25 protein-coding genes are annotated in these 22,457 nt (G+C 44.7%); 10 read left to right on the forward strand and 15 right to left on the reverse strand.

Translation table 11 applies throughout. From position 1 onward, the window contains the following. Window positions 1–29: 29 nt before the first annotated feature. The 5 genes from LSG34_RS13370 to LSG34_RS13390 form a co-directional block, all read right to left on the reverse strand. The gene (locus tag LSG34_RS13370; RefSeq protein WP_233009599.1) at window positions 30–1,787 is read right to left on the reverse strand and encodes a hypothetical protein; all 1,758 of its coding nucleotides are present in this window, start codon (window positions 1,785–1,787) and stop codon (window positions 30–32) included. A 1-nt stretch (window position 1,788) separates the two neighbouring features. After that, entirely contained in the window at window positions 1,789–2,175 is a 387-nt protein-coding gene (locus LSG34_RS13375; protein WP_233009600.1) for a DUF3192 domain-containing protein, read from the reverse strand. Window positions 2,176–2,180: 5 nt separating this feature from the next. Beyond that, entirely contained in the window at window positions 2,181–2,984 is an 804-nt protein-coding gene (gene xni, locus LSG34_RS13380) for a flap endonuclease Xni (RefSeq protein WP_233009601.1), read from the reverse strand. Window position 2,985: 1 nt separating this feature from the next. Then, window positions 2,986–4,341 carry a nucleotide 5'-monophosphate nucleosidase PpnN gene (gene ppnN, locus LSG34_RS13385; protein WP_233009602.1) on the reverse strand — a complete coding sequence of 452 codons (1,356 nt, stop codon included), beginning with the start codon at window positions 4,339–4,341 and terminating at the stop codon, window positions 2,986–2,988. A 271-nt stretch (window positions 4,342–4,612) separates the two neighbouring features. Continuing rightward, the gene (locus LSG34_RS13390; protein ID WP_408636170.1) at window positions 4,613–6,175 is read right to left on the reverse strand and encodes a diguanylate cyclase; all 1,563 of its coding nucleotides are present in this window, start codon (window positions 6,173–6,175) and stop codon (window positions 4,613–4,615) included. 453 nt (window positions 6,176–6,628) lie between these two features. Here LSG34_RS13390 and LSG34_RS13395 point away from each other — a divergent pair, with 453 nt between their 5' ends. After that, the gene (locus LSG34_RS13395; RefSeq protein WP_233009604.1) at window positions 6,629–8,359 is read left to right on the forward strand and encodes a M61 family metallopeptidase; all 1,731 of its coding nucleotides are present in this window, start codon (window positions 6,629–6,631) and stop codon (window positions 8,357–8,359) included. A 451-nt stretch (window positions 8,360–8,810) separates the two neighbouring features. Here the strand turns inward: LSG34_RS13395 and LSG34_RS13400 are convergent, their stop codons facing one another. The 3 genes from LSG34_RS13400 to queF all read right to left on the reverse strand — a co-directional run bounded on the left by LSG34_RS13400 (window position 8,811) and on the right by queF (window position 10,672). Continuing rightward, window positions 8,811–9,074 (reverse strand): hypothetical protein, encoded by a 264-nt coding sequence (locus tag LSG34_RS13400; protein WP_233009605.1) that lies wholly within the window; start codon window positions 9,072–9,074, stop codon window positions 8,811–8,813. 84 nt (window positions 9,075–9,158) lie between these two features. Then, entirely contained in the window at window positions 9,159–9,473 is a 315-nt protein-coding gene (locus LSG34_RS13405) for a hypothetical protein (RefSeq protein WP_233009606.1), read from the reverse strand. Between the two features lie 359 nt (window positions 9,474–9,832). After that, complete coding sequence (queF, locus tag LSG34_RS13410) at window positions 9,833–10,672, reverse strand: NADPH-dependent 7-cyano-7-deazaguanine reductase QueF (protein ID WP_233009607.1); 840 nt, start codon at window positions 10,670–10,672, stop codon at window positions 9,833–9,835. 54 nt (window positions 10,673–10,726) lie between these two features. Here queF and syd point away from each other — a divergent pair, with 54 nt between their 5' ends. After that, window positions 10,727–11,254: a SecY-interacting protein gene (gene syd, locus LSG34_RS13415; RefSeq protein WP_233009608.1), complete on the forward strand. Its 528-nt coding sequence runs from the start codon at window positions 10,727–10,729 to the stop codon at window positions 11,252–11,254. A gap of 13 nt (window positions 11,255–11,267) precedes the next feature. On the opposite strand, the gene LSG34_RS13420 is transcribed toward syd, so the two are convergent. Both LSG34_RS13420 and LSG34_RS13425 read right to left on the reverse strand, forming a co-directional pair. Continuing rightward, complete coding sequence (locus tag LSG34_RS13420; RefSeq protein WP_233009609.1) at window positions 11,268–12,044, reverse strand: Zn-ribbon-containing protein; 777 nt, start codon at window positions 12,042–12,044, stop codon at window positions 11,268–11,270. Continuing rightward, window positions 12,044–12,328, reverse strand: a complete 285-nt coding sequence (locus LSG34_RS13425; RefSeq protein ID WP_233009610.1) for a hypothetical protein — start codon at window positions 12,326–12,328, stop codon at window positions 12,044–12,046. The genes LSG34_RS13420 and LSG34_RS13425 overlap by 1 nt, the downstream gene beginning before the upstream one ends. Before the next feature lie 171 nt (window positions 12,329–12,499). Between LSG34_RS13425 and LSG34_RS13430 the strand changes: the two genes are divergently transcribed. After that, window positions 12,500–12,868, forward strand: a complete 369-nt coding sequence (locus LSG34_RS13430; protein ID WP_233009611.1) for a DUF3192 domain-containing protein — start codon at window positions 12,500–12,502, stop codon at window positions 12,866–12,868. Window positions 12,869–12,920: 52 nt separating this feature from the next. Here LSG34_RS13430 and LSG34_RS13435 read toward each other — a convergent pair whose 3' ends face one another. After that, window positions 12,921–13,151, reverse strand: a complete 231-nt coding sequence (locus tag LSG34_RS13435) for a DUF2789 domain-containing protein (protein ID WP_233009612.1) — start codon at window positions 13,149–13,151, stop codon at window positions 12,921–12,923. 125 nt (window positions 13,152–13,276) lie between these two features. Between LSG34_RS13435 and LSG34_RS13440 the strand changes: the two genes are divergently transcribed. Then, window positions 13,277–13,936 carry a GNAT family N-acetyltransferase gene (locus LSG34_RS13440; protein ID WP_233009613.1) on the forward strand — a complete coding sequence of 220 codons (660 nt, stop codon included), beginning with the start codon at window positions 13,277–13,279 and terminating at the stop codon, window positions 13,934–13,936. 6 nt (window positions 13,937–13,942) lie between these two features. Continuing rightward, window positions 13,943–14,263 carry a DUF962 domain-containing protein gene (locus LSG34_RS13445; RefSeq protein WP_233009614.1) on the forward strand — a complete coding sequence of 107 codons (321 nt, stop codon included), beginning with the start codon at window positions 13,943–13,945 and terminating at the stop codon, window positions 14,261–14,263. On the opposite strand, the gene LSG34_RS13450 is transcribed toward LSG34_RS13445, so the two are convergent. Then, window positions 14,260–14,556 carry a DUF3301 domain-containing protein gene (locus tag LSG34_RS13450; RefSeq protein WP_233009615.1) on the reverse strand — a complete coding sequence of 99 codons (297 nt, stop codon included), beginning with the start codon at window positions 14,554–14,556 and terminating at the stop codon, window positions 14,260–14,262. The two genes, LSG34_RS13445 and LSG34_RS13450, sit on opposite strands and share 4 nt — an antisense overlap. A gap of 147 nt (window positions 14,557–14,703) precedes the next feature. Here LSG34_RS13450 and LSG34_RS13455 point away from each other — a divergent pair, with 147 nt between their 5' ends. Genes LSG34_RS13455 through LSG34_RS13465 form a run of 3 tightly spaced genes read left to right on the forward strand, consistent with a single transcriptional unit; the run spans window position 14,704 to window position 16,288 of the window. Next, window positions 14,704–15,045, forward strand: a complete 342-nt coding sequence (locus LSG34_RS13455; RefSeq protein ID WP_233009616.1) for a YqcC family protein — start codon at window positions 14,704–14,706, stop codon at window positions 15,043–15,045. Further along, window positions 15,020–15,835 carry a tRNA pseudouridine(65) synthase TruC gene (truC, locus tag LSG34_RS13460; RefSeq protein WP_332909090.1) on the forward strand — a complete coding sequence of 272 codons (816 nt, stop codon included), beginning with the start codon at window positions 15,020–15,022 and terminating at the stop codon, window positions 15,833–15,835. The genes LSG34_RS13455 and truC overlap by 26 nt, the downstream gene beginning before the upstream one ends. A 12-nt stretch (window positions 15,836–15,847) precedes the next feature. Next, window positions 15,848–16,288 (forward strand): flavodoxin, encoded by a 441-nt coding sequence (locus LSG34_RS13465; protein WP_233009618.1) that lies wholly within the window; start codon window positions 15,848–15,850, stop codon window positions 16,286–16,288. 7 nt (window positions 16,289–16,295) lie between these two features. On the opposite strand, the gene pdxR is transcribed toward LSG34_RS13465, so the two are convergent. Further along, the gene (gene pdxR / locus LSG34_RS13470) at window positions 16,296–17,684 is read right to left on the reverse strand and encodes a MocR-like pyridoxine biosynthesis transcription factor PdxR (protein ID WP_233009619.1); all 1,389 of its coding nucleotides are present in this window, start codon (window positions 17,682–17,684) and stop codon (window positions 16,296–16,298) included. 102 nt (window positions 17,685–17,786) lie between these two features. Between pdxR and LSG34_RS13475 the strand changes: the two genes are divergently transcribed. Together LSG34_RS13475 and LSG34_RS13480 are read left to right on the forward strand one after the other, a co-directional pair. Continuing rightward, window positions 17,787–18,395, forward strand: a complete 609-nt coding sequence (locus LSG34_RS13475) for an FMN-dependent NADH-azoreductase (protein WP_233009620.1) — start codon at window positions 17,787–17,789, stop codon at window positions 18,393–18,395. Between the two features lie 42 nt (window positions 18,396–18,437). Beyond that, window positions 18,438–18,920, forward strand: a complete 483-nt coding sequence (locus LSG34_RS13480) for a carboxymuconolactone decarboxylase family protein (RefSeq protein WP_233009621.1) — start codon at window positions 18,438–18,440, stop codon at window positions 18,918–18,920. Between the two features lie 68 nt (window positions 18,921–18,988). Here the strand turns inward: LSG34_RS13480 and dapD are convergent, their stop codons facing one another. Both dapD and glnD read right to left on the reverse strand, forming a co-directional pair. Continuing rightward, complete coding sequence (dapD, locus tag LSG34_RS13485) at window positions 18,989–19,813, reverse strand: 2,3,4,5-tetrahydropyridine-2,6-dicarboxylate N-succinyltransferase (protein WP_233009622.1); 825 nt, start codon at window positions 19,811–19,813, stop codon at window positions 18,989–18,991. A 4-nt stretch (window positions 19,814–19,817) separates the two neighbouring features. After that, a complete protein-coding gene (gene glnD / locus LSG34_RS13490) occupies window positions 19,818–22,442 on the reverse strand; it encodes a [protein-PII] uridylyltransferase (RefSeq protein ID WP_233009623.1) in 2,625 nt (874 codons plus the stop codon). Window positions 22,443–22,457 lie beyond the last annotated feature (15 nt).

A 22,457-nucleotide genomic window follows, 5' to 3' on the forward strand; every position in this document is an offset into this window, starting at 1 on the left:
TATACCAGTTTTGGTGTTTATTTTCCAGTTTATGCCGACATCTGCGACAAATCTGTGACTTCCTGCGGCATAACTTTAGAAAATGGAGAAATAAAACTACAACTGGCAATAAGTTGAGTGACAGGTTGGGTCTGTTCAACCAACAGAGCCTGCCAATCAGAAGCTGAACAAAGTTGTGCTGCAAGTTGAGGTTCTACAAATTTATAGCTGTGAGTCAGCCTGTCCTTATCGTCGCTATCGGAAAATACCGAAGCGGTCAGATCAAAAGCAAAAGCCAAGACAAAAGCCATAGGGTGGGAATGACCTGATGTAGGTAAAGCTCTGTAATGCAGACAGGCATCCTGCCAGCTTTGATTAAATTGCAGATGCTTCAGGGTTTTTAACGCCAGTTGTTGATAGTGCTCACTTTGCCATAACTGCTGCTTTAACCATTGGCTGACAAGGCTGACAGCCTGAGTTGGATGAGACAAAGCCAAAAAGCGCAAATCGGATTGTTGCCATAAAGGCCAGCACAAACACCAGGCCAGCAGCTCTGCCTGTTGTGGGGTTAAGCCATAAAATTTTATTGGTTGTGTCAGCAAATACAGAGCTTTGGCTAAAACCCGTCTGAATTCCAGTAACCAGTCATGCTGGGGCTGATGTTGTTGCTGGCAATGTTGCTCCAGCCATGCCTGTTTTAACAAAGGCAGCAGCTGTTCCTGACCTAACATGGCGATAGCATGTTGGGTAGACTGAATTTTTTGTTGTTGCCTGCTTTGTGCCGAAGCTTTTTCCTGCAATTGTTGCGTCAGCCATGGATGCTGTTCAATCAGCGCTGTTTGCTGACTTACTTTGGCGGCATGGCTCAATTGTTGTAGCCAGCTTAATGCCGGTAAGTCAGCCGGTTCAGGCCACTGCTGTAAAAGTACGTTGTCTTGGTGCCAGCCGCTAAGCCAATTGTCCTGGCTGTATTGTCTTGGGTTTAATAATTGCCAGTCTGCAGCAGGAGTTGTTAGTTCAGGCAGTAGTTGTTTTGTGCTTTTGTCATAAGGCTGTATTAACAGCTGCATTTGCTCTGTGCTGTTAACTTCACAAAGCAATAACGCAAGGTTCGCATCAGAATCCCTGACAAAACGTCCTGTGCTGTAACTGCTGCTGTTTAAACAGGAGAGGGCCTGCCAGAACTGCTGCTCCGTTATTGTGGCTTGTGGCAGCAACTGGGTTGATATTTTTTCCAGTGCGATCAACTTGCCAGCCCCAGGTAACATCAGTCGTGTTACCTGCCAGCAAAAACTGATCAACTGGCTGAAATAAGGGCTTTGCCAGGTTGCTAAACCTCTGTTTTTACCATAACACTGGCGCAGTAAGTTGAGTGCTCCTGCTTTTTCCACCAGCTCTTTGTGCTGTTTTATGGTCACAACAGCAGGAAACTTCAGCTGTTGTTGTTCTGCTGCGCTGAGCTCTTCTGCTTTTGCTGATTTTTCCAATAAAACGCTGACAGCTAAAGGCTGTAACAAGCAACATTTTAACAACTGAAACAGCAGCTCTTCAGGCCAACGGCCCGCCATAGCAATAGCTGTTAACAAGGCTGCTTGTTTGATAAAGAGTTTGCTTGAAACCAGACCAGTGGCAGGGGTAAGAGATAACTGGGATAGCAGCAGAAAAGGAGTTTTATAGGAGAGTTGCACCGTTTGCTGGCAGATCTTTTGCAGCAATTCCAGTTGCTGTGCTGCAGATAACTGGTGTTTCTCTGCATAAAAAACACCACAGTCCTGATAAAGCGCTGTCAAAGATCCCAAAGTTGCCATCTCAATCCAGTTGGTTGTATTGCTCTACTGCGGTTTCGCCTATAGCTATCAGTTGTTGGTTCTTAAATAAAATAGCTGTGCATTCGTCACGCGTGGTTATGCCGTCAGTTTTAGTTCTGTGAGTGCGGTAATACAGTACCTGATAAATCTGCTGCTGTTGGTTTTTCGCCTCAGTAATATCCGGTCCCCCCAGGTAATCAATCACCTGATCTCTGTTGATGGCTTTGGTTAAATCCAATTTATAAATATATTTGGTGTTAAAAGCTTCTCTGTCCTGCCAGCTCATCTGATCAGGATCATCTTTATAAAACAGCAAAGTAATGCAGGTTAAGCCAACATACAGCAGTATTCCTGCAAGTAAGAAGGCTATGGTTTTTACTTTCATCATCTGCCTCAGCATGCTGTAAAACGCACTTGCTGTAAATTCAGCCCCAACTGTAAATCAGTTTTCAGACTTAAGATCTGCATAAATAATTGCAGTTCAGCACGAGACGCCATAATTTTATCTTTGAGTTTGGCCGGACAATCCGGATGTGCCAGAGCAGTTTTAATATCTGGCCCCAGTTTTAACAGTTCGCTGGCCGTTTTTGGCCCTATACCTGCCAGACCACTAATGTTATTCGTTTTATCACCGACCAGGCTCCAATATCGGACTAACTGCTCTGGTAATACGCCAAACTTCTGTAGCACTGTCTCATTGCTGTGTTGCTGACGGTTAAAATGGTCATAGACCACCACCTCTTCAGCAAGTAAGGGTAAATAGCCTTTATCTGTCGACACTATAGTCACTTGCTGCTGATGTTGACGCATCGTCATGGCTAAAGTTGCAATTACATCATCTGCTTCCTGATCCGGCATCTGAAAGCTCTGGATACCTATATCAGATAGTTTTTGCTTCAGCACAGGCAAAGCGATTTGCAGATGCTCTGGCATAGGCAGCCGATCTGCTTTGTAGGCCGGATACAGCTGGGTGCGCCAGTTCAGATGAGTAACCTCAAATACAGCCAATACATGGCTTGGCTTAAATTGCCGCGTAAGCTTGACTGCAATTTGCTGTAGCTGTTCTGCTGTATTGTGCAGCAGTTGCTGGCCTGTGGCTTCACTGTAGGGGGCAGGGGAGTTATGAAAAGGTCTTTCCTGTGCTGCGTATAAACGACGGACTAAGTTTAGTCCGTCGAGTAATAACAAATGCGCCATATCAGTTCAGAATTTGATAACAAGGCTCATACTTCGAACCAGGTAATTTCATCCGGCCCTGAGCAACAAAGGCCTGCAGCAACTGATCCATCATGTTCATTAATGCAGGTTCGCCTGACAGCTTAAATGGACCATGTTGTTTGATCGCTCTGATCCCTTCATCTTTCACATTACCAGCCACTATGCCTGAAAAAGCACGGCGCAGGTGAGCTGCCAGTTTTGCTTTATCCTGCTCCAGATGCAAATCCAAAGACGCCATATTCTGGTGAGTTGGTGCAAATGGATGCTGGAAATCGGGCGCTATATGTAAAGTCCAGTTAAAGTGATACGCATCACCACAGCTCTTACGGTATTGCCGCACTTCTGAGCAACCTTGTTTTAGACGACGAGCCACTTCAGCTGGATCATCTATGATGATCTCAATCAGATCCAGCGCTTCTTTACCTAAAGTTTGTTCAATAAAACTGGCCAATTCAGCAAAATAAGCTGCGCTTTGTTGTGGTCCTGTCAGGATCACCGGCAACTTCTGATCTTTGTTTTTTTCATGCAGCATAATACCCAGTAAATACAGCAGCTCTTCCGCTGTGCCTGCACCGCCAGGGAAAATAATAATGCCATGAGCAACACGGATAAAAGCTTCCAGCCGTTTTTCGATATCAGGCAAAATCACCAGCTCGTTGACTATAGGGTTTGGTGGCTCGGCGGCAATAATGCTTGGCTCAGTTAAACCTAAATATCGGCCTTTGGTATTACGTTGTTTGGCATGACCAATAGTGGCACCTTTCATTGGGCCTTTCATAGCGCCTGGGCCGCAGCCTGTGCAGATATCCATGCCGCGTAAACCTAACTGATAACCTACTTCTTTGGTGTATTTGTATTCAGCTTCGTTAATTGAGTGACCACCCCAGCAGACAATCATATTGGGCTCAACTGCTGAATCTATCACGCGGGCGTTACGCAAAATGTCGTACACCGTATGAGTAATATGATCGCTGTTTTGTAAATCTAACCTGTTAGCGTGGGTCAGCTGAGTATGGAAAAACAGAATGTCACGCAGTACAGCGAATAAATGCTCATGAATACCACGGATAATCTGACCGTCGACAAAAGCACTTTCCGGTGGATTAAACAGCTCTATTTTAATGCCACGTTCGCGGGCTAATAAATTCACATCAAAGTTTTTAAACTGATCATAAATTTCGCTGGAGCTGTCGGTATGACTGCCTACGTTCAGTACGGCAAGGCAACAATTACGGAATAAGGTAAAGGCGTCAGAGCTGGTGTTGTTTTTCAGGCGGTCAACTTCAAGTTGAGATAAAAGCGCCATGGCGCCCAACGGATTCAGTTGTACATGCATAGATTACTTCCTTATGACCCGGCCCTGTGGCCGAAGCTTAACCTGAACTAGGGATAATGAGTGTCGAATACTCTATATTTAACCCACTAAATCAGATAGATAAACCAATTTATTCAAGCTGCTTAAGTCTATGTTTACTGAATGCGCAGATTTTTGCGTCTATCAAGGCGCTTTGTCGTACGCCATAGTGATCTATGGTTAGACAAAGCAACGCAGAGAGGCCCGAAAAGATGCTCGTTCAGCGGCGCTGCTTATCCCAAGTTCAGGTTATTCAGCTTTTCAGTACGACTAAATCCCGACCTGCACGTTTTGCTTCGTATAAAGCTTCGTCTGCACGGTCAAAAGCTGCTCTGTTATTGTCAGAGGTTTTGAGTTCTGTCGCACCAAAAGAAATTGAAATGGGAACGTTTTGGTCTTTGAATTTAAAAGGGATTTTCTTAATCCTCTCCCTCAGATTATTCAGAGGCTGTTTAAGTTCAGATAAATGTGTTTCCGGGAACAAAATAATAAACTCTTCACCACCATAACGGGCAATGAAGTCGGTTTCACGTAAGCTTTGTTTTAATGCCTGTGCTATCACTTTTAAAGTTTTATCACCAGCGCTGTGGCCATAGTTGTCGTTAATCTGTTTAAAGTGATCCACATCAGCCAAAGCTATTGCCAGAGGTTTACCATAACGCTGTGCACGACGGATTTCCAGCTCAAAACGCTCATCAAAGGCAGCTCTGTTTGGCAATTCTGTTAACGCATCCTGCAAACTTCTGAATTTTTGCTCAGCCAGACGTTTTTTAAATTGTGTAGCTTCCTGCTCCAGCTCAGACAAACGCGATTCCATATGGCGCAAGGTGGTGAGCATCAGCTCACGCTCGTCTTTTTCTAGCTGCTCTTTTTCCCGCAGAGAGTTAGTGATAGCGCCAAGTTTGGTGCTGACCAATGACTGCAGCTGCTCTAGTGAAGTCGCTGATTTAGTATCTGCTGTTAAATTGGTAATTTGCTGCTCTATTTGCTGGTTTAGCAGCAGCATTTTTTCTTTAATACTGTTCGAAGTATTTAGTGAGGAGACAACAGCCTGCTGCACCCCGGTCAGGGCTTCGTTTAATTTCAGCAGAAAATGTTGGGCTGACTGACGCTCGTCTGTCACTGAAGCGATGATAATTTCAATAGTACGTAAGCAAGATTCCAGCAAGGCTTCAATGCTGACGTTGGATAATAAAGTAGAGCGGATTTTTTCTATATCCTGACCGTATTTACCTTCAAAGGCCAGTTCACTGAGCAGGTTGGTCAGTTCAATAGAAATTTGCCGGCAGATGGCCTGATACTTATTGTCATCAATCGCATCGCCTTGCTCACTTTGCTGTTTGGTGGCTAAAGCAGCTTGGTATAACTCTGTTAAATGAGTCAGATGAGGTAAAAATGCCTGAACAGTAGAAGATGGCTCTTCTACTTTAGTCAGCAAATCCCGTAGATCGCGTCTTAACTGATCCGGCAAACCACGTTGCTTTTGCAGCAATTTTCCTGCATCTGTTAAGGTGTTTTGTGCCTTCTTCAATTCAGATTGCTGGCGGGATTCCAGAGTTTTTAATGCTTCAACTGCGCTTTCTACTAAAGGCAGGATCTTTTCCAGATCTGTGCCCTTGGCAAATTCCTGACGTAAACGAGCCAGCTTGTTGTCGAGCTCAATGTCTATACCTTTGCAGGCCAGAGATAGCCTGGAGACAAATTGAGACAGGATTTTAAACTGACTTTCGTAGGTGTCTTCCAGCTGTTTGCGCGCTTTGACTGCATTTGCCAGCTGTTGTTTTACATCACTTTGCTGCTCGGCCACCAGAATCATTCCCCAGGTACAAAACCCGCTCGGTTTGAGCTAAGTATATCTGCAATAATGATAAAAGCGACAGCAGAATCTGGCAGGAAATGAAAAAAGCGGACTAAAAGTCCGCTTAAAATCAGCAATTAAGTAGGGTATTTTTTTGTGGTTACTTTTTGGTTAAATAGTAAGGTAACCAGCTTTGTTCTTCAGCAGAGGTCAGATAGTTCATCTTGTTCACTTTTGGTCTGAAGTTAATAGGGTTGTCCCTGTCAGGACGCTTTGCATTAGAACAGAATTTGATCTGAAAGTAAAAGTTAAAATGTAATAGTACGAAGTGGGTTACACAAATCTGGTCGCTTTAATTTAGCTGTTGGTAGTGTTTTATTCGCTATTTATTTGAATTTATGGTTGTTTTCCATTTTTGGTTCTGGAGGTTACAGCGTGAGATTTCTGAAAGTTTTTTGTGCACTGATCATAATGAGCAGCTCTGCATACAGTTGGGCACAAGTGAACTACCAAATTAGTATCACTGAACCTGCGCATCACCTGGCACAAGTTCGTGCTGAGTTTCAGGTTAACGAGGCAAAACCTTTGACCTTAATGTTGCCAGCCTGGCGCAGTGGTAAATACCAGATCCTGGATTTAGCCAAAGGTGTGACTGGTTTTAGTGCTGTGGATGCTCAGGGTAAAGCTATTCAGTGGCAAAAAACGGAGAAAAGCAGCTGGACTTTAGAACCAACAACAGCTGGCAAAGTAGTAGTGCAATACACTGTCTATGCCAATGAGTTGGGCGAACGTACCCGCCATATTGATGAAACTCATGCCTATATCAACTCCAGCGCCTTTTTAATGTTCAGCCATCAGCAAAAATCTGAAGCTGTGTCTGTGCAGTTGAACGTGCCACAAGGCTGGCGTTCATTCTCAGGTATGGCAAAAGGGAGTAACGAACATCAATTTGTCGCGGCAAACTATGATGTGTTGGCGGATTCTCCTATTGAGACCGGTATTAATCAGCATTTAACTTTTAGCGCCGATGGCCGTGATTATGATCTGGTGATTTGGGGCGAAGGTAATTACAACGCCGCCCAGATGCAAAAAGACTTAGAAAAGCTGGTGCAGCAAACGGACGCTATCTGGCAAGGTTACCCTTATCAACGTTATCTGTTTATTGTGCATGCTACTGATGGCGCACGTGGTGCTACTGAGCATTTAAATTCAACAGTGATCCAAAGAGACAGATTCACCTTTGGCAAACGAGAAGATTATCTGGCGTTTTTAAGCACGGCTTCTCATGAGCTGGTGCATACCTGGAACGTAAAAGCTTACAGGCCAGCTGAATTAGTACCTTATGACTATCTGAACCCTAACTACAGTAAATTGTTATGGATTTCAGAAGGTTCCACCAGTTATTTCCAAAACCAGCTGCTGTTGCGGGCAGGTTTAATGACCAAAGAAGAATTTTACGCTGATCTTGCAAAACGACTGGATAAGTTCGTTCATACGCCTGGGCGTTTGGTGCAGTCAGTATCAGAAAGTAGTTTTGACAGCTGGATAAGTTTAGGTGGCGATCATGGCACTAACTTTGGTGTGAATATTTACTCTGAAGGTTATATCGCCAGCTGGTTGATGGACGAACTGATTTTAAAACAGTCGGGCCGTAAAGCCAGCTACCGTGAACTGCATAATCAGTTGTATCAACGTTTTGGTAAAACCACAGCTTTTACTGCAAAAGACGTAATTGATATAGCTTCTGAACTGACTGGCGAAGATCAAAACCCTTGGTGGCAACAGCAAGTAGAAAAACCGCTGAACTTTGATATCGAACAGCTGTTGGCGAGTTTTGGTTTGCAGTGGCAACAGGACAAAAAACGTGAAATTTTCTCTGGTGTAACAGCTGAAAACAAAGCAGGTTTTGCGCTGGTAAAAAAGTTAGAACGTGATAGTCCGGCCTGGAAAGCAGGTTTTACCTCTGAAGATTTGATAGTGGCAGTCAACGGCTTACAACTAAAAGCTGATTTGGCTGAGCGCCTAAAAGATTTCAAAGCAGGCGACAAAGTGCAAATCAGCTACTTCCGCCAAGGCCGTTTACAGCATCAACCGCTGGTGTTGGCTGATGAGGCTAAAGGTACTGGTAAATTAGTGCCGGTAGCGAAACCAAGCCGTCAGCAAAAGGCTATGCATCAGGCCTGGTTGGGTGTGGATTTATAGAAATTTTTGGGGCGGGTTTTGTGCACGCCCGTTTGGAGTTTAAGGCGTTTAAACACCCCCTAGCCACGCAGTACTAATGCTTACGTCTAACAGTTGTAGGTTGTACTTGCCGTGCAGCGGCAGTACAACAATGCCGTTGGCAGCAGTCAATAATCTAAGATTCTGAATCCAAAGCAAGAAAGTGCAGGAAGCACTTTCTAATAGCCGAATGCTGGCCCGTAGGGTGAATTACATGGATGTAATTTATAAAAGGCGACCCTAGGCCGCTGCGACAACGCTTGCGTTGAACAGCTTTAGCTGGCCCCGAAGGGGTACGAACGAAGTGAGTATAAAGCAGCGTCCTAATGGGGAATTGGTGACTGTAGTTGATTACGATTTTTTTTGATGGACTGCAAAGTGCTAAATGAGGCATCGGGACACATTGCAAGACCTGACCCTCTGCGTTCTATGACTACGCACTGCGAATAACCACTGTGCCGATCCCGTAGTCAATTTCTCCGCAATCTCTTAACAGCTGAATGCTACTAGGCACTACAAATGTTTTTTCAATTAACCCGAAGTCAATTTTGTTTTTAAGAATACAGAAATAACCTGTTGGGCTTGATCCCCATCTGTATTCCGTAGCGATCTTGTTGCCGTTGGATAACAAAAGCTTAAGGATTGGCTCCAAAATATTATATTTAGGGCCGTCAATTTTGCTTGATAACTCAATCATGGGTTTGCCATATAACGCCCGCCACAAACGCGAGCAACTTGTTGCGAGTCGAGCGCCCAAAGGGCGCGTTTTTGATGGCGATTGTTATATGCCGGACTCAATTTTTAAGTACCTATCTTTTCCCACAGAAATATAATAAAGCGGCAGAAATATAGATTTAAAAAAGTTAGAACTAAAGGCGTTTCTCACCACAACTTTTCCTGAACGAATGTCACTAACATTAAACTCAGGGCTTGAACACCAATCGATAACCGCTTTCAGTGTTTTACTACCTACTGGCAGCGTTATTGTTTGTGTTGTGCCGCGCTTTATAATAGCCACTTCTTTACCATCCACCAGTAAATGATAATCGCGAGCCATGTCTGCAAATTGCTTTGGTCTAGTTACTTCGATTTCCATTTCAACCTCGTAGGCATATAGCAATTTAATAGAAGGGTTTCTGCCCGCAAGTCGAACATTTTACTGCCTTCTTTCATGATTTTTACTCATACCAAATTAACGCTGATGTACCTCTATTTCAACAACTTTTTCTGAAATCAGTAAATGTATGACCGACAAAATTTATACAGGCAGTATGCTAGTTGTTCTTAAATTTACTCAAGTTCGGTATCTGGGCATTTAACCAGTGGTTGGGGCCGGCAAAAGGAGTGATTATTAGATATTTTCCGCAACGCAACGCTTTACTTCTGGCGAAGCTCCGCCGGCTAGTTTTGACTTTAGCGTAGTGGATTGGGGGCAATAAATCTTACCCCCACTCATTACTGCCGTGTTAAGCGTAAGTTAGGTTGATCGCAAGGTTCGCTGCTGCGTAGTGGGTTGATATCCAGACCACCTCTTCTGGTGTAGCGGGCGTAGACCACTAAAAACTCTGGTTCACACAGCTTCCACAAATCCAGATAGATCCGCTCTACACATTGCTCGTGAAATTCATTGTGGCTTCTGAAACTAATCAGATACTTCAGTAAAGACGCATGATCAACAGCCTTACCTTTGTAATGAATATAAACACTGGCCCAGTCTGGTTGGGACGTGATTAAGCAGTTGGATTTCAGCAAATGTGAATGCAGCTTTTCGTCTACCACTGCGCCTGAAGGGTTTAATTGCAGCAGCTCTGGTTTGTAGTCGTAATGCTCAACTTCGATATCTAAATCGTCAATGCAACGGCCAGGTAACCAGGTCGGCTGAAAGGCGGTCAGCTCATTAACATTATGCAAAGTCACTTGCACAGGGCCACCGGCACAGGCCGATAAATCAGTTTTCATCGTACGGTAGAGTTGGCTGATATCGGCAAACTTAGTCTGGTTTAAACTGTTTAAATAGAGTTTAAAGGATTTGGACTCGATCAGATTAGGTGTATCAAAAGGCACCACAAAAGTAGCAAGTGCCACCATAGGCTTACCTTTAGGAGTCAACCATGACAACTCGTAACCGTGCCAGGTGTCCTGACCCACGAAAGGCAATTCAGCGCCTAAACCTATAGCCTGACGGCCTAAAGTGCGTGGCACAGCCTGCAATAACTCCGGACTGTAGTGATCAATATAAGCAGTAGCCTGGCCAAGAGTTAAGCCAGCAAGCACCTCAGTTTGTATTTTTGTCATAACACCAACAACCAAGTTAGAATGGCGGCAATTTTAGCACAGAAGCGAATCACCATGCCTGGCCAATTCCATCAGCAATTTGCAGAATTTGTAGAGTCTTATCAAAAACAACATCCGACACTTCTCAGTTGGCTTGACCCTGAACAGGATTCTCCTTGTCAGTATGGTGAGGTGGTGGAGGGTGAGGTGCATTGGCGTCCGGTCAAAGCTGAACCCGCTTTAGATTTATCCAAAACCCAACAAGCGCTGGAATTGCAGTTCCCGGAGCAGTTGACTGAGTTTTACACCAGCTATTTTGGTGGTGGTTTAAAGGTTCGTCATGACAGAGGTGAACTTGAGCTATTGATGAGCTGGCATCAGGCCGATTTTGAGCGGTTGCAGCAAAATATCATTGCGCATATTCTGATGAAAAGGCGTTTAAAGCAGCGCGAAACTGTCTTTATTGCTGCCACTGATCACGATGATTACTTAGTCTCGGTATTAGTGGCGACAGGCGAAGTGTACTTAGAGAAAGTAGGGATGGAAGTCAAAGAGCTGCTTGCTGCTGATTTAGCTACTTTTTTACAGCAGCTAAGTTTCTGAGCTGTTCCAAGCCTTAAGGCTGACAATCAAAAGCTATATTCGATACCAGCTGGCAAGGTTCACAGCAAAAATCAAACAGGCCATGCCAGCTCTGACCAAGTTTCCAGTCAGAGCCACAAGATGGGCATTTTTTCTCTGCATCCAAAACGCAATCCGCGCTGCTGCCACTGTACAGATAATAATAAACAGGCTTATTCAGCTCTTTGCTCAGTGCTCTGGCCTGTTTATAGCCTTGTTGGTTTAAACCACTATAAAAGCCCTGCACACTTTGTTCGGCGCTTTTAAACAGCACTCTTTTTTCCTGCATCTGAATTTCATCCAAAGCCTGATACTGCAATTGCCAGCGTACTAAAGACTCAAAATCTTCACCACTTGTTCTACCCACTTTATACAAAGGTATTGGGGCAAAATGTTCTGCGCAGTACAGCACTGAGTTGGTGGCTGAAAAACTACAAAATAAAATCAAAGCAGCATGACCAGGGCAGGGGTCGGTATGATTTGACATCAAATCATAGCCCAGAATCGTCAGTTTTGGGTAACTTAAACCTACTTGCTGTAATAGCTCTAAAGCAATCAGGCCAGCTTTGCTGTGTGAGGCTTTGTCTAACGCATCAGCTTGCGGCAACACCACACGGCTGAAAAAACTGTCTTGCGCCTGATAAGTCGGGAATTCACGACCTAAAATCTGGCCCTGGAAAATCAGCTTTTCCAGATAAAAACGAATACCTTTTTCCGCGTCAGCAAAGCTGGTATCGGCAATGATTTTAAATTCCAGCTCTGCAACTAACATCAGATCCCCAGCTTTTTGATGATCAGATCAAGTTTGGCTTCGATACGGGCCAGATCTGCTTTGATATCAGAAGACACCTGCGGTTCAGGCAGAGGTTGTGATTGTGGGACTGGATCTGACAGCAGGGTCACAGCACCATTACGCCATGCCTGATAAGCCTGCAACAAAGCCGGACTCATAGTGGCCGTGCCTAAGCGGGCTTTAACCAGAGCCAGGCTGGGTTCTTTGCCTTCTTGTTGCAGCTGAGCTGCAATTTTTGCGACTTGTTGGCTGAGTTGTTCCATCATTTTCTTTAGTTTCACTAAAATTTAGTGAAATTTACCACCTAAGTTAATCATATCACTAGCATGATTTTATAAGCCATTGTTATTTAAAGACTTTAAAAGTTGGCCCCAGTTTTGCTATTAACAATCAATAAGTTAAAACCAACAAGTTAAAACTCTAAGGGAAAAGCAATGAATTATTTAAAGGTATTAACAGTAGCAACAGCCATGATGGCTTTATCTGGTTGTGTTGTGGCTATAGGTGACAAAGGTGAAAATGACAGCAGCAACAACTCGTCATGGAAAAAAGCGCAAAAATTAAATAATCAGGTGATCAGTCAGTTAAATCTGGGCGCAGAGTTGGCTTCAGTGCGTGGCCAGTTAGGTACACCAGATTTTAGTGAATCATTCCGTGACGCTGGTAATGAAACTGTAGTGCTGTTTTACCGCACTCATCATGAGCACAGTGACGGCGAAACCAGCAAAGACGAATGCACTCCGTTGGTATTTAAGAACGGCGTGTTAACGGGTTGGGGCGACAAAGCCTACCGTCAGCTGTAAACAAAAGTTCCCGGACCAGGGAGGTGCTGCCAATAGGACAGCACTTCCTTTTTTAATGTCGTAACAGCACGTTCAGCTCATCGATCACTACACACCAGTCTGCATCCTGTTTCCAATTTTCTATAAGGAAACTTGCCTGAGCATTACTCCAAAAAGAAGCCGCAGATAAGGATATATCTGCCGGGATTTTGTGACTGGCGATAAAAGCTGTAATGTCTGATGGACTATTGTCTAAACCCAGCTGAGCAAAAAGTGTCGGCATATCGTGTGTGGTCATATCCATTTTAAGATCCCTTTGTGAATGTAAGTTCTGTTAAGTGTAGTTGCCTGAAAGGGCTGATGCATTGGCAATACTTAGCCTGACTGCTATGTTGATACTCAAACTACAATACAGAACAGAGACATACTATGCAAAATCAACCAGCTCTTGATCTGAACCAGCTTAAAGCACAGTTGTTAACCCCTGATGAATTGAAATTAGCGGCCTCCTTGTTATACCAGTCTTATCATGACGATCCTGTGTTTATGGATATATTTCAGGCTGATAAAAGCGACTATGAGCAACGTTTAAGAGCTGCGATCCGTGAAGAGCTGAATGTATTCTGGCAGGAAGAACAGCCCGTCATAGGCATTTTTATTGAGCAACAATTATTAGGTGTAGCTTGTGTCACAGAGCCGGGTTCTAAATTGAGTGGCGACAGATTCTGGCATTGGCGGCTGAAAATGTTACTGACAGCAGGTTATGTTTCAACCAAACAATTATTGGAAAAAGAACAGCGTATTCATGCGGCTATGCCGGTACAGCATTACCATATGCTGGCCTTTATTGCCATTTCGCCACAGTATCAGCATTTGGGGTTAGGGCATTATCTGATGCATGCGGTGGATTCGATCGTAGAGCAAAATCCGGCTTCTTTGGGCATTGGTGTTTTTGTCACGCTGGAGAAAAACAAAGCCTTTTTTAGTGCTGATCATTATCAGCAAGTCACAGAGTTGAATTTCAGCAAAGTCAAAGGTACTTTAATGTTCAGACCAAGACAAAGCAGTCCTTTAACGCTGGTGGAGTAATTACAGATGTCCGGCTTTCGTAGTTTTTCCGAGTTTTATCCTTATTATTTATCTGAACATAAAGACCCGGTTTGCCGCCGCCTGCATTACATAGGATCGACTTTAGTGCTGGCGATTTTGGTGACATTGGCTGTAACAGGTTTATGGGGCTATTGGTGGTTGATGTTACTGGCAGGTTATGGTTTTGCCTGGGTTGGTCACTTTAAATTTGAACATAACAAACCCGCCACCTTTAAATATCCATTTTATAGTCTGGCGGCGGATTGGGTGATGTATAAAGATTTTCTGACCGGGCAGTTGGAGCAGAAACTACAAAAATTGCCTTAAATCCGGTAGGGCGGTAACTGAAAACTTAAGTAACGCAGGCCGGATAAACGCAGTTCGGCCTGATAACGACTTTCACCGTCGCTGCTAAAATCTACCTGATAGCTGGTAAACCAGCGCCATCTGTTGTCCAGTTTTGAAAACTGATGTGTGCCTCTTGCACATTCAAGAAACTGTAATTCCTGTTGTTTACACAGATGTTTGGCCAGCTTGATTGCAGTTTCATCCTGCTTACGCTGCAATAAAAACGCATAGACAAAAGCCATACCTAACAATAATAACCAGACAAAATCCATCACGACTCCTTTATTATGAATATGCATAATGGCGACGGGCCGGTGTTTTTGCAAGACAGCTCAGGTTCGCCCTGTGATAAAATCTGCGCCAGTTAAATGTGGTCACCAGTCAAATCTGGTCAATAGTTAAATCGGATCAGCAGAAGCATGTACTTACAGGTCACAGATTTATTAAATCAGATTGAAAGCGAATTAAAAGCTGCAGAGCTTTGGGCTTTTGTTGCACCTGATGCACAAGCGATGCAAAGCACAGCGCCATTTTTTTGCGACACTATGCCACTGGAAAACTGGCTGCAATTTGTATTTTTGCCGCGCATGCGTGCTTTAGTGGAAGGCCGCTTGCCTTTACCGCAACAAATTGCGGTTTGTCCTATGGCCGAAGAGGCATTTAAACATTTAGATAATCGCACTTTGCTGCTGATTAATCGTATTGCGGATTTGGATGAATTGTTAAGTGGTAAACGTGAGCAAACAATTGCCAGAGCCTGAGTTGATAACAGCTCCTGTACTGACGATTTTGTATCAGGACGAGTTTCTGGTGGCGATAGATAAACCTGCAGGCATGCTGGTGCATCGATCGTTTTTAGACCGACATGAAACCGTATTTGTGATGCAAACCCTGCGCAATCAGCTAGGGCAGCATGTATTTCCGGTGCACCGGCTCGACAGGCCCACCTCTGGTGTGTTGTTATTTGCGTTATCTGCTGATGTCGCCCGTTTACTGACAGAACAGCTAACCGAACAGCACTGGCGCAAGTTTTATCTGGCGGTTTGCCGCGGTTTTGTCAAACAAGCAGGTATTTTGGATTATCCGTTAAAAGAGCAACTGGATAAAATTGCCGACAAATTAGCCAGTCCGGATAAAGACAAGCAGGAAGCGATAACAGCCTTATGGCCTTTGGCCCAGGTTGAATTGCCGATAGCTATAGGTAAATATCCGGTGGCACGTTACTCGCTGGTGGCTTTGCAACCTTTAACAGGTCGTAAGCACCAGCTGCGCCGGCATTTATCGCATTTACGCCACCCTATAGTGGGCGACACCACGCATGGTGAAGGCAAACATAACCGCTTGTTTGCAGAGCATTTGAATAGCCACAGGTTATTACTCATCGCCAAAAGGCTGGAGTTAAAACATCCGGTCACTGGTGTTGATTTAGTGATCGAAGCACCACTGGGTGAAGTAGAAGTTTTATTTAAAGAATTCAGTTGGCCCATCGAAGATAGCTGGTACAGCAATTTTTTTGAGCAATCAGAGCTTAGCGCTTTGACAGAGTTATAAAGAAGGGTATTTATGAAAAAAGTAGCTATTGTGGTAGGCACAGTGTACGGCGGCGCTCAGTTTGTCGCTGAAGAAGCAGATAAAATATTGCAGGCTAAAGGGTACAGCACTCAGTTAAACCTGGAGCCAAAGCTTAACGACGTGTTAGCTTTTGCACCTGACATCTGGCTGGTAATCACTTCCACTACAGGTCAGGGCGATATTCCGGATAATTTGTTGCCATTTTTTATTGATGTCAAAGACAGATTCCCGCTGTTAACAGGCAAAAAGTACGCTGTGATTTGTTTAGGTGACAGCGGTTATGGCGATACCTTTTGTGGTGCTGGTAAACAGTTTTCCGAGTTATTGGCTGAATTACAGGGCACAGCTTTGGCTCCGGCCTTAGAGATTGATGCAGGCGAAACCCTGCAGGCTGAAGATCTGGCTTTACCCTGGATAGAACAACAGTTTTAGTTTTATTCTAATTAAACAGCGCCATAGTGTCTTTATAAGCAAGGCTTAGCGCCGCTATGGCTTCCTGTTCTGATTGGATATTGGTGTAGCCTATCACCAGGCCATATCTCTTATTTTTTTGTGAATACCAGCTCGATAGCGGAAACACCTGCAGGTTGAAGGAGTTCCACAATTCAGCGAGCTGCAAATCCTGCACACCTTGTTTTAAAAACACCACAATATGCATACCGCCGTCTGTATGTTCATACGCAAATAAGCCCGGATAAACAGTTTCCAAAGCGCTGTATACCATCATTCGTCTTTGCTGATACAAAGCCCGCATTTTTTTAAGATGTTTAAAAAAGTGGCCTTCGCTTAAAAATAAGGTGAGGATTTTTTGTGGCAACAAAGGCTGGCTGGTTTCGATAATTTCGCCGGTTTCTTTAAACTTCCCTATAAGCTCCGTAGGCATCACTATGTAACTGACCCGCATCGACGGCATAATTGTTTTACTAAAAGTGCCAACATAAATCACCCGATCATCAGTGTCCTGACTTTTCAGGGCTGGTATCACTTTTTTAGTGTAGTGAAACTCACCATCGTAATCATCTTCAATGACCCAGGCTTTGGTCTGCGCTGCCCACTGCAGTAACTGCTGGCGCCTTGGTAGAGATAACGTGACTGCCAAAGGACTATGGTGAGCAGGACTTATGATGACAAATTTCGCATCATGATGATGCTGCAATAAATAATCGACATTTAAACCCTGAGCATCGACAGGGGCGTAATGCAGGTTGTGCACTATACGTTTCAGCAACTTTTGGCCAAAAAAGTAGCCTGGGTCTTCGAAGATACATTTGTCATTTTGCACACTCAGCGTCTGCAAAATTAACGCAATACTGCTTTTATAGCCGCTGGTGATAAAAATTTGTTCTGCTTTGCAGTTTAAACCCCGTGAGATATTCAGATAATTAGCAATAGCCTGGCGCAAAGGCGGATGGCCCATTATAGGCGGATTGAGCATTTCCTCTGGCCGCATAGCGCGGATGGCTTTACCGGATAGCAGCAACCATTTTTTATAGGGAAATTCATCCAAAGAGGGTATACCAAGACGGAAATACCCTTTGTTATCCCGCAGGTCGATAATGTGTTTTAAGCTTTTGTCTTCTAACACTAATTGTGGCGTTTCAGCGGGCTGTTTTTTTATAAAAAGCTCCGGATTGACCAGAGTGCCGCGCGCCCCACGACTGACCAGATAACCCTCGCCAATCAAAATATCGTACGCCGCTTCGACTGTCTTTTTCGCAACCCCTAAATCTTCTGCCAATACCCGGATTGAAGGGACTTTTTCGCCAGGTTTTAAAGTGCCTGCCAGAATACTTTGGGTATAACGCTGATAAATTTCTTTATAGCCCATTAGGTGTCCTACTTACTTTCTTGGTTCTTGTATCTTTTGAGTATGACATCCGGCGCTAAAATGAGCGACATCAACAGAAGATTTAATGATGAGGAAGAGAGAATGAAGCTGCTACACATCAAGGTCAGTCCCAATCTGCAAGGCTCGTCGTCACGCAAAGTATCGCAACATTTGCTGGAGAAATTGCAAAGCAGTTATCCGGAGCTGACAGAGCAAGTGCTGGATTTGTCGGCTCAGCCTCTGCCTCATCTGGATGCGCTGACAACTGGTTCATTTCTGACTAAACCTGAAGACAGAACAGCAGAGCAAAACCAGGCGATCCAACTGTCCGAGCAGTTGGTGGATATGTTGCTGGAAACCGACATTCTGCTGCTGTCATCCCCTATGTGGAATTTAGGTCTGCCGTCTGTATTAAAGGCCTGGTTTGATCACATCACCAGAGCTGGACGCACTTTCGCCTTTACCAAAGAAGGCACCAAAGTGGGGCTGGTCACCCATAAAAAAGTGTATGTAGTGGTCTCCAGCGGCAGCTGTTTTAGCCAGGGACCTTTTGTGAACGACGATCAATTTACGCCTTACATCAAAGTCGCTTTGGCTTACATAGGCATAGAGGACGTGACTTTTATAAGAGTGGATGGAACTCATTTTCCTCTGACCAAAGACACAGCTTTACTCAAGGCGCTGAGCGCTGTTGATGTATTAACTGTTTGATTATTTAACCTTTAATTACTTTTAACTTAAACCCGGAGAACTATGATGAGCAACAGAGTCAATCACTTCCAAACCGTACCAAACCTGACCAAAGCGTTAATAGACGCCAGCATGGCATCTTACAAAACTTCTATTGATGGGCTTATTAAAAGTCTGATTGATATCAGAGCCTCTCAGTTGAACAACTGTGCTTTTTGTCTGGATATGCATATCAAGCAGGCCAAGATTAAAGGCGAAGGGGAGCTGCGATTACACCATGTAGCCATTTGGCGTGAATCACCATTGTTTAACGCTAAAGAAAAAGCAGCGCTGGCGTTAACTGAAGCTTTAACCCATATCCCTGCTATCGGCATCAGTGATGAGCTGTACCGTTCAACCAAAGAACATTTTTCTGATGTGGAAATTTCTGAATTGACCTACGCAATAGGCCTGATCAATTTCTGGAACCGTATGCAAATTCTGGCTCAGATGGAACCAGGTTCACAAGATGCAGCTTTTGGTTTAACAAAGGCAGTGTTTAACTAAGACAGTTTGAAAATGGGGTCAGATCACATTGTTAACTGTTAACAATGTGATCTGACCCCATTTTTATCTTAATCTATGCTGCGCAGCAGGGCATTGATGCCTACTTTAGCGCGGGTCTGGGCATCAACCTTTTTAACGATAATAGCGGCGTACAGGCTGTGTGTGCCATCTTTCGATGGAATGGAACCTGGTACTACTACCGCGCCTGCAGGTACACGGCCATAAGTTATTTCGCCGGTTTCACGGTCGTAAATACGGGTCGACTGGCTGATATAGACACCCATAGAAAGCACTGCGCCTTCTTCGATGATCACACCTTCCACTACTTCAGAGCGGGCGCCGATAAAGCAGTTGTCTTCAATAATGGTTGGGTTGGCTTGTAGTGGCTCTAATACACCACCAATGCCTACGCCACCGGATAAGTGCACGTTTTTACCAATCTGAGCACAGGAGCCCACAGTAGCCCAGGTATCGACCATAGTGCCTTCACCGACATAAGCGCCGATATTGACGTATGAAGGCATCAGTACCACGTTTTTATCGATAAAACTGCCTTTACGCACTGCGGCAGGAGGCACAACACGTACACCTTCAGCAACAAAACGCTCGTGTGTGTAGTCAGCAAATTTCATCGGTACTTTATCGAAGAAGCGGTTTTCAGCACCGTCCATCACCTGATTGTCATTGATACGGAAAGACAATAACACGGCTTTTTTCAGCCATTGGTGAGTCACCCATTCGCCTGCTACTTTTTCGGCAACACGGGCTTTGCCGCTGTCCAAGAGTTCAATAGCCGCAGTGACGGCAGCTTTGACTTCAGCAGTTACAGTGGCTGGAGTAATGGATGCGCGTTGTTCAAACGCGGCTTCGATAATGGATTTTAAATCTGACAAAACTTTATCCCTCTGTCACATGAGTTAATTGTTCGACAAGAACACGACGCAGCTGTGATTGTTGATCGGCATCCAGCGCCTGATCTTGTCTCGTAGAAATCATAAAAAAGTCTTCGGCTTTTTCGCCTATGGTGGTGATTTTGGCGGCGTGGATGCTGATCTCGCAGCGCTGGAATACGGAGCCTATATCAGCCAATAAACCCGGCATATCCAAAGCGGTGATTTCCACCATAGTGCGGTGTTTATTTGCACCCGGAATAAAGACCACTTTGGGCGCTATATTAAAGGGCCGCATCTGACGGGATAAACGGGGTTTACCGCGTGACAAGTCCGGTTTGCCGCTAATATAGGTTTCCAGCGCACGTTTGAGGCTTTGTAAACGGGATGGCGAAGTGACAGGCTCACCGTTTTGCTCAAGTACAACAAAGGTATCCATCGCGTAACCATCTTTGTTGGTCATGATCTGGGCGTCAAAAATATTGACCTTTTTGCTGTCGAGCGCAGCCACTAAATGGGCAAATAAGTTGTCCTGATCCGGCGTATACACAAAAACCTGAGTGCTGCCACGGAACGGCGTTTTATCTATCAGTACTAAAGGCTCATCCGGGTCTTTATGGCGCAAAATATGTTCACAGTGCCAGACAATTTGTTTGGGGTTGTAACGGGCGAAATAATCCGCTTTGATCCGGCCCCATAACTGCAGCACTTCTTGTTCGGTAAAGCCTTGTTTTTGCAGTAGCTTCATGGCTTCTGCCTGATTTTCGCGAATTAAGTCGCGTAAATCCATTGGCTTTTCGAGTCCACGACGGAAAGCTTTTTGCGTGCCTAAATAGAGTTCACGTAATAACGAGCCTTTCCAGTCATTCCATAAGTTGTCGTTGGTGGCACGAATATCGGCCAGCGTCAGGCAATACAAATAGTTAAGACGGGTTTCGTCCCGTACTTTATCGGCAAATTCAGCGATCACAGCCGGGTCGTGAATATCACGGCGCTGTGCTGTCACCGACATCAATAAATGGCTTTCGACCAACCAGGCCAGCAACTTACTGTCAAAGTCACTTAACTTATGCAGCTTGCCAAATTCACGCGCATCCAAAGAACCTAATTCGGAGTGATCGCCGCCTCTGCCTTTGGCAATGTCATGGAAAATACCGGCCAGATATAAAATCTCTGGTTTTTCCATACGTTTGACTATGTCGGTGCAAAGCGGAAACTCGTTTTCAAAACCTGCTTGTGAGTAGCGGTACAAATTCTTCAGCACACGGTGAGTGTGTTCATCCACTGTGTAGGCATGGAATAAATCGAATTGCATCTGACCGACAATATTACGCCAGGCCGGCAGGTAAGAGGCCAAAATACCGTGGCGATGCATCAGCGTAATGGCTCTGTCCATACCACGAGGGTGGCGCATAATGGTCATAAAAAGCTGACGACAGGCTTCATAATCCTGCAAATCGCCCATCAGACGACGCCTGACTAAACGCAATAATCGAATGGTATCGGAATGAATACCAGTGATATTGGAGTTGTTCGCTATATGCCAGAACATCCGCAGAATATTTTCACGCCGTGCAAAGACTGCATTGTCGGTAGCGCGGATTAAATGACCGGTCAGCTCAAAAAAGTCATCGAGCTTTTGCTGTTTCAGTTTGCTTTGGCTATTGAGAATACTGCCGTCAAAATGCTGCAGCAGCATATCGTTCAGCTCAGCGACACGTTGCACTGTCTGGAAGAAACGTTTCATCATACGTTCAACGGACGCTTTGCCATCATCGCCAAAACCCAGACGTTTGGCGACAGCAGGCTGATAGTCAAACAAAATACGGTTTTCGTTACGGCCTGATTCAACATGAAGGGCAAAACGCATTTGCCATAAATAAGCTTCACACTCCATCAGTTCCTGATATTCATCTTCAGTCAGGTACTGATAAGCCACCAGTTCACGCATGGTTCTGGTATTAAAGTGTTTTTTCGCCACCCAGCCTATGGTTTGGATATCACGCAGACCACCAGGGTTGGCTTTTAAATTAGGCTCTAAGTTGTAGGCTGTGCCGTGGTACTGGGCATGACGCTGCTGTTGCTCGTCACGTTTGGCCTGGAAAAATGCCTGAGAGGTCCAGAAACTGTCTTTACAGACCTGCAGCTGCAGCTCTTCAAACAGCTCTTTACTGCCGGTCAGCAAGCGCATTTCCATCAGGTTAGTGGCAATGGTGATGTCTTCTTTACCCAGAGTCACAGACTCTTTTACGCTACGCACACTGTGACCTACTTCTAAACGTAAGTCCCACAGCAGGGTAATAAATTGGCTGATTTGTTCTTTTTGCTGAGCGTCGAGTTTGCTGTCGGTCAATAACAATAAATCGATGTCAGAGCAGGGGTGCAGTTCACCCCGGCCATAACCACCTACAGCGATCAGACTGATTTTTTTGTGTTTATGCAGATCAAAATGTTGCCATAAAGACACCAGCACCTCGTCGATAAAACGGGCGCGGGCTTTGACTAAACTGCCAACAGTTTGATGTTCGAAGGCATTTTTCAGCCAGTCGTTAAACTCGGCAAAATGTTTTTTATAACTATCCAGAGTACATAAACCAGGTAAAGACTTATTAAACGCCAGAGCCATGTTCATTTGCTTTACCTCAGG

The sequence above is a fragment of the Rheinheimera faecalis genome (genome assembly GCF_021290965.1).
In the GTDB taxonomy this organism is placed as follows: Bacteria; Pseudomonadota; Gammaproteobacteria; order Enterobacterales; family Alteromonadaceae; genus Pararheinheimera; species Pararheinheimera faecalis.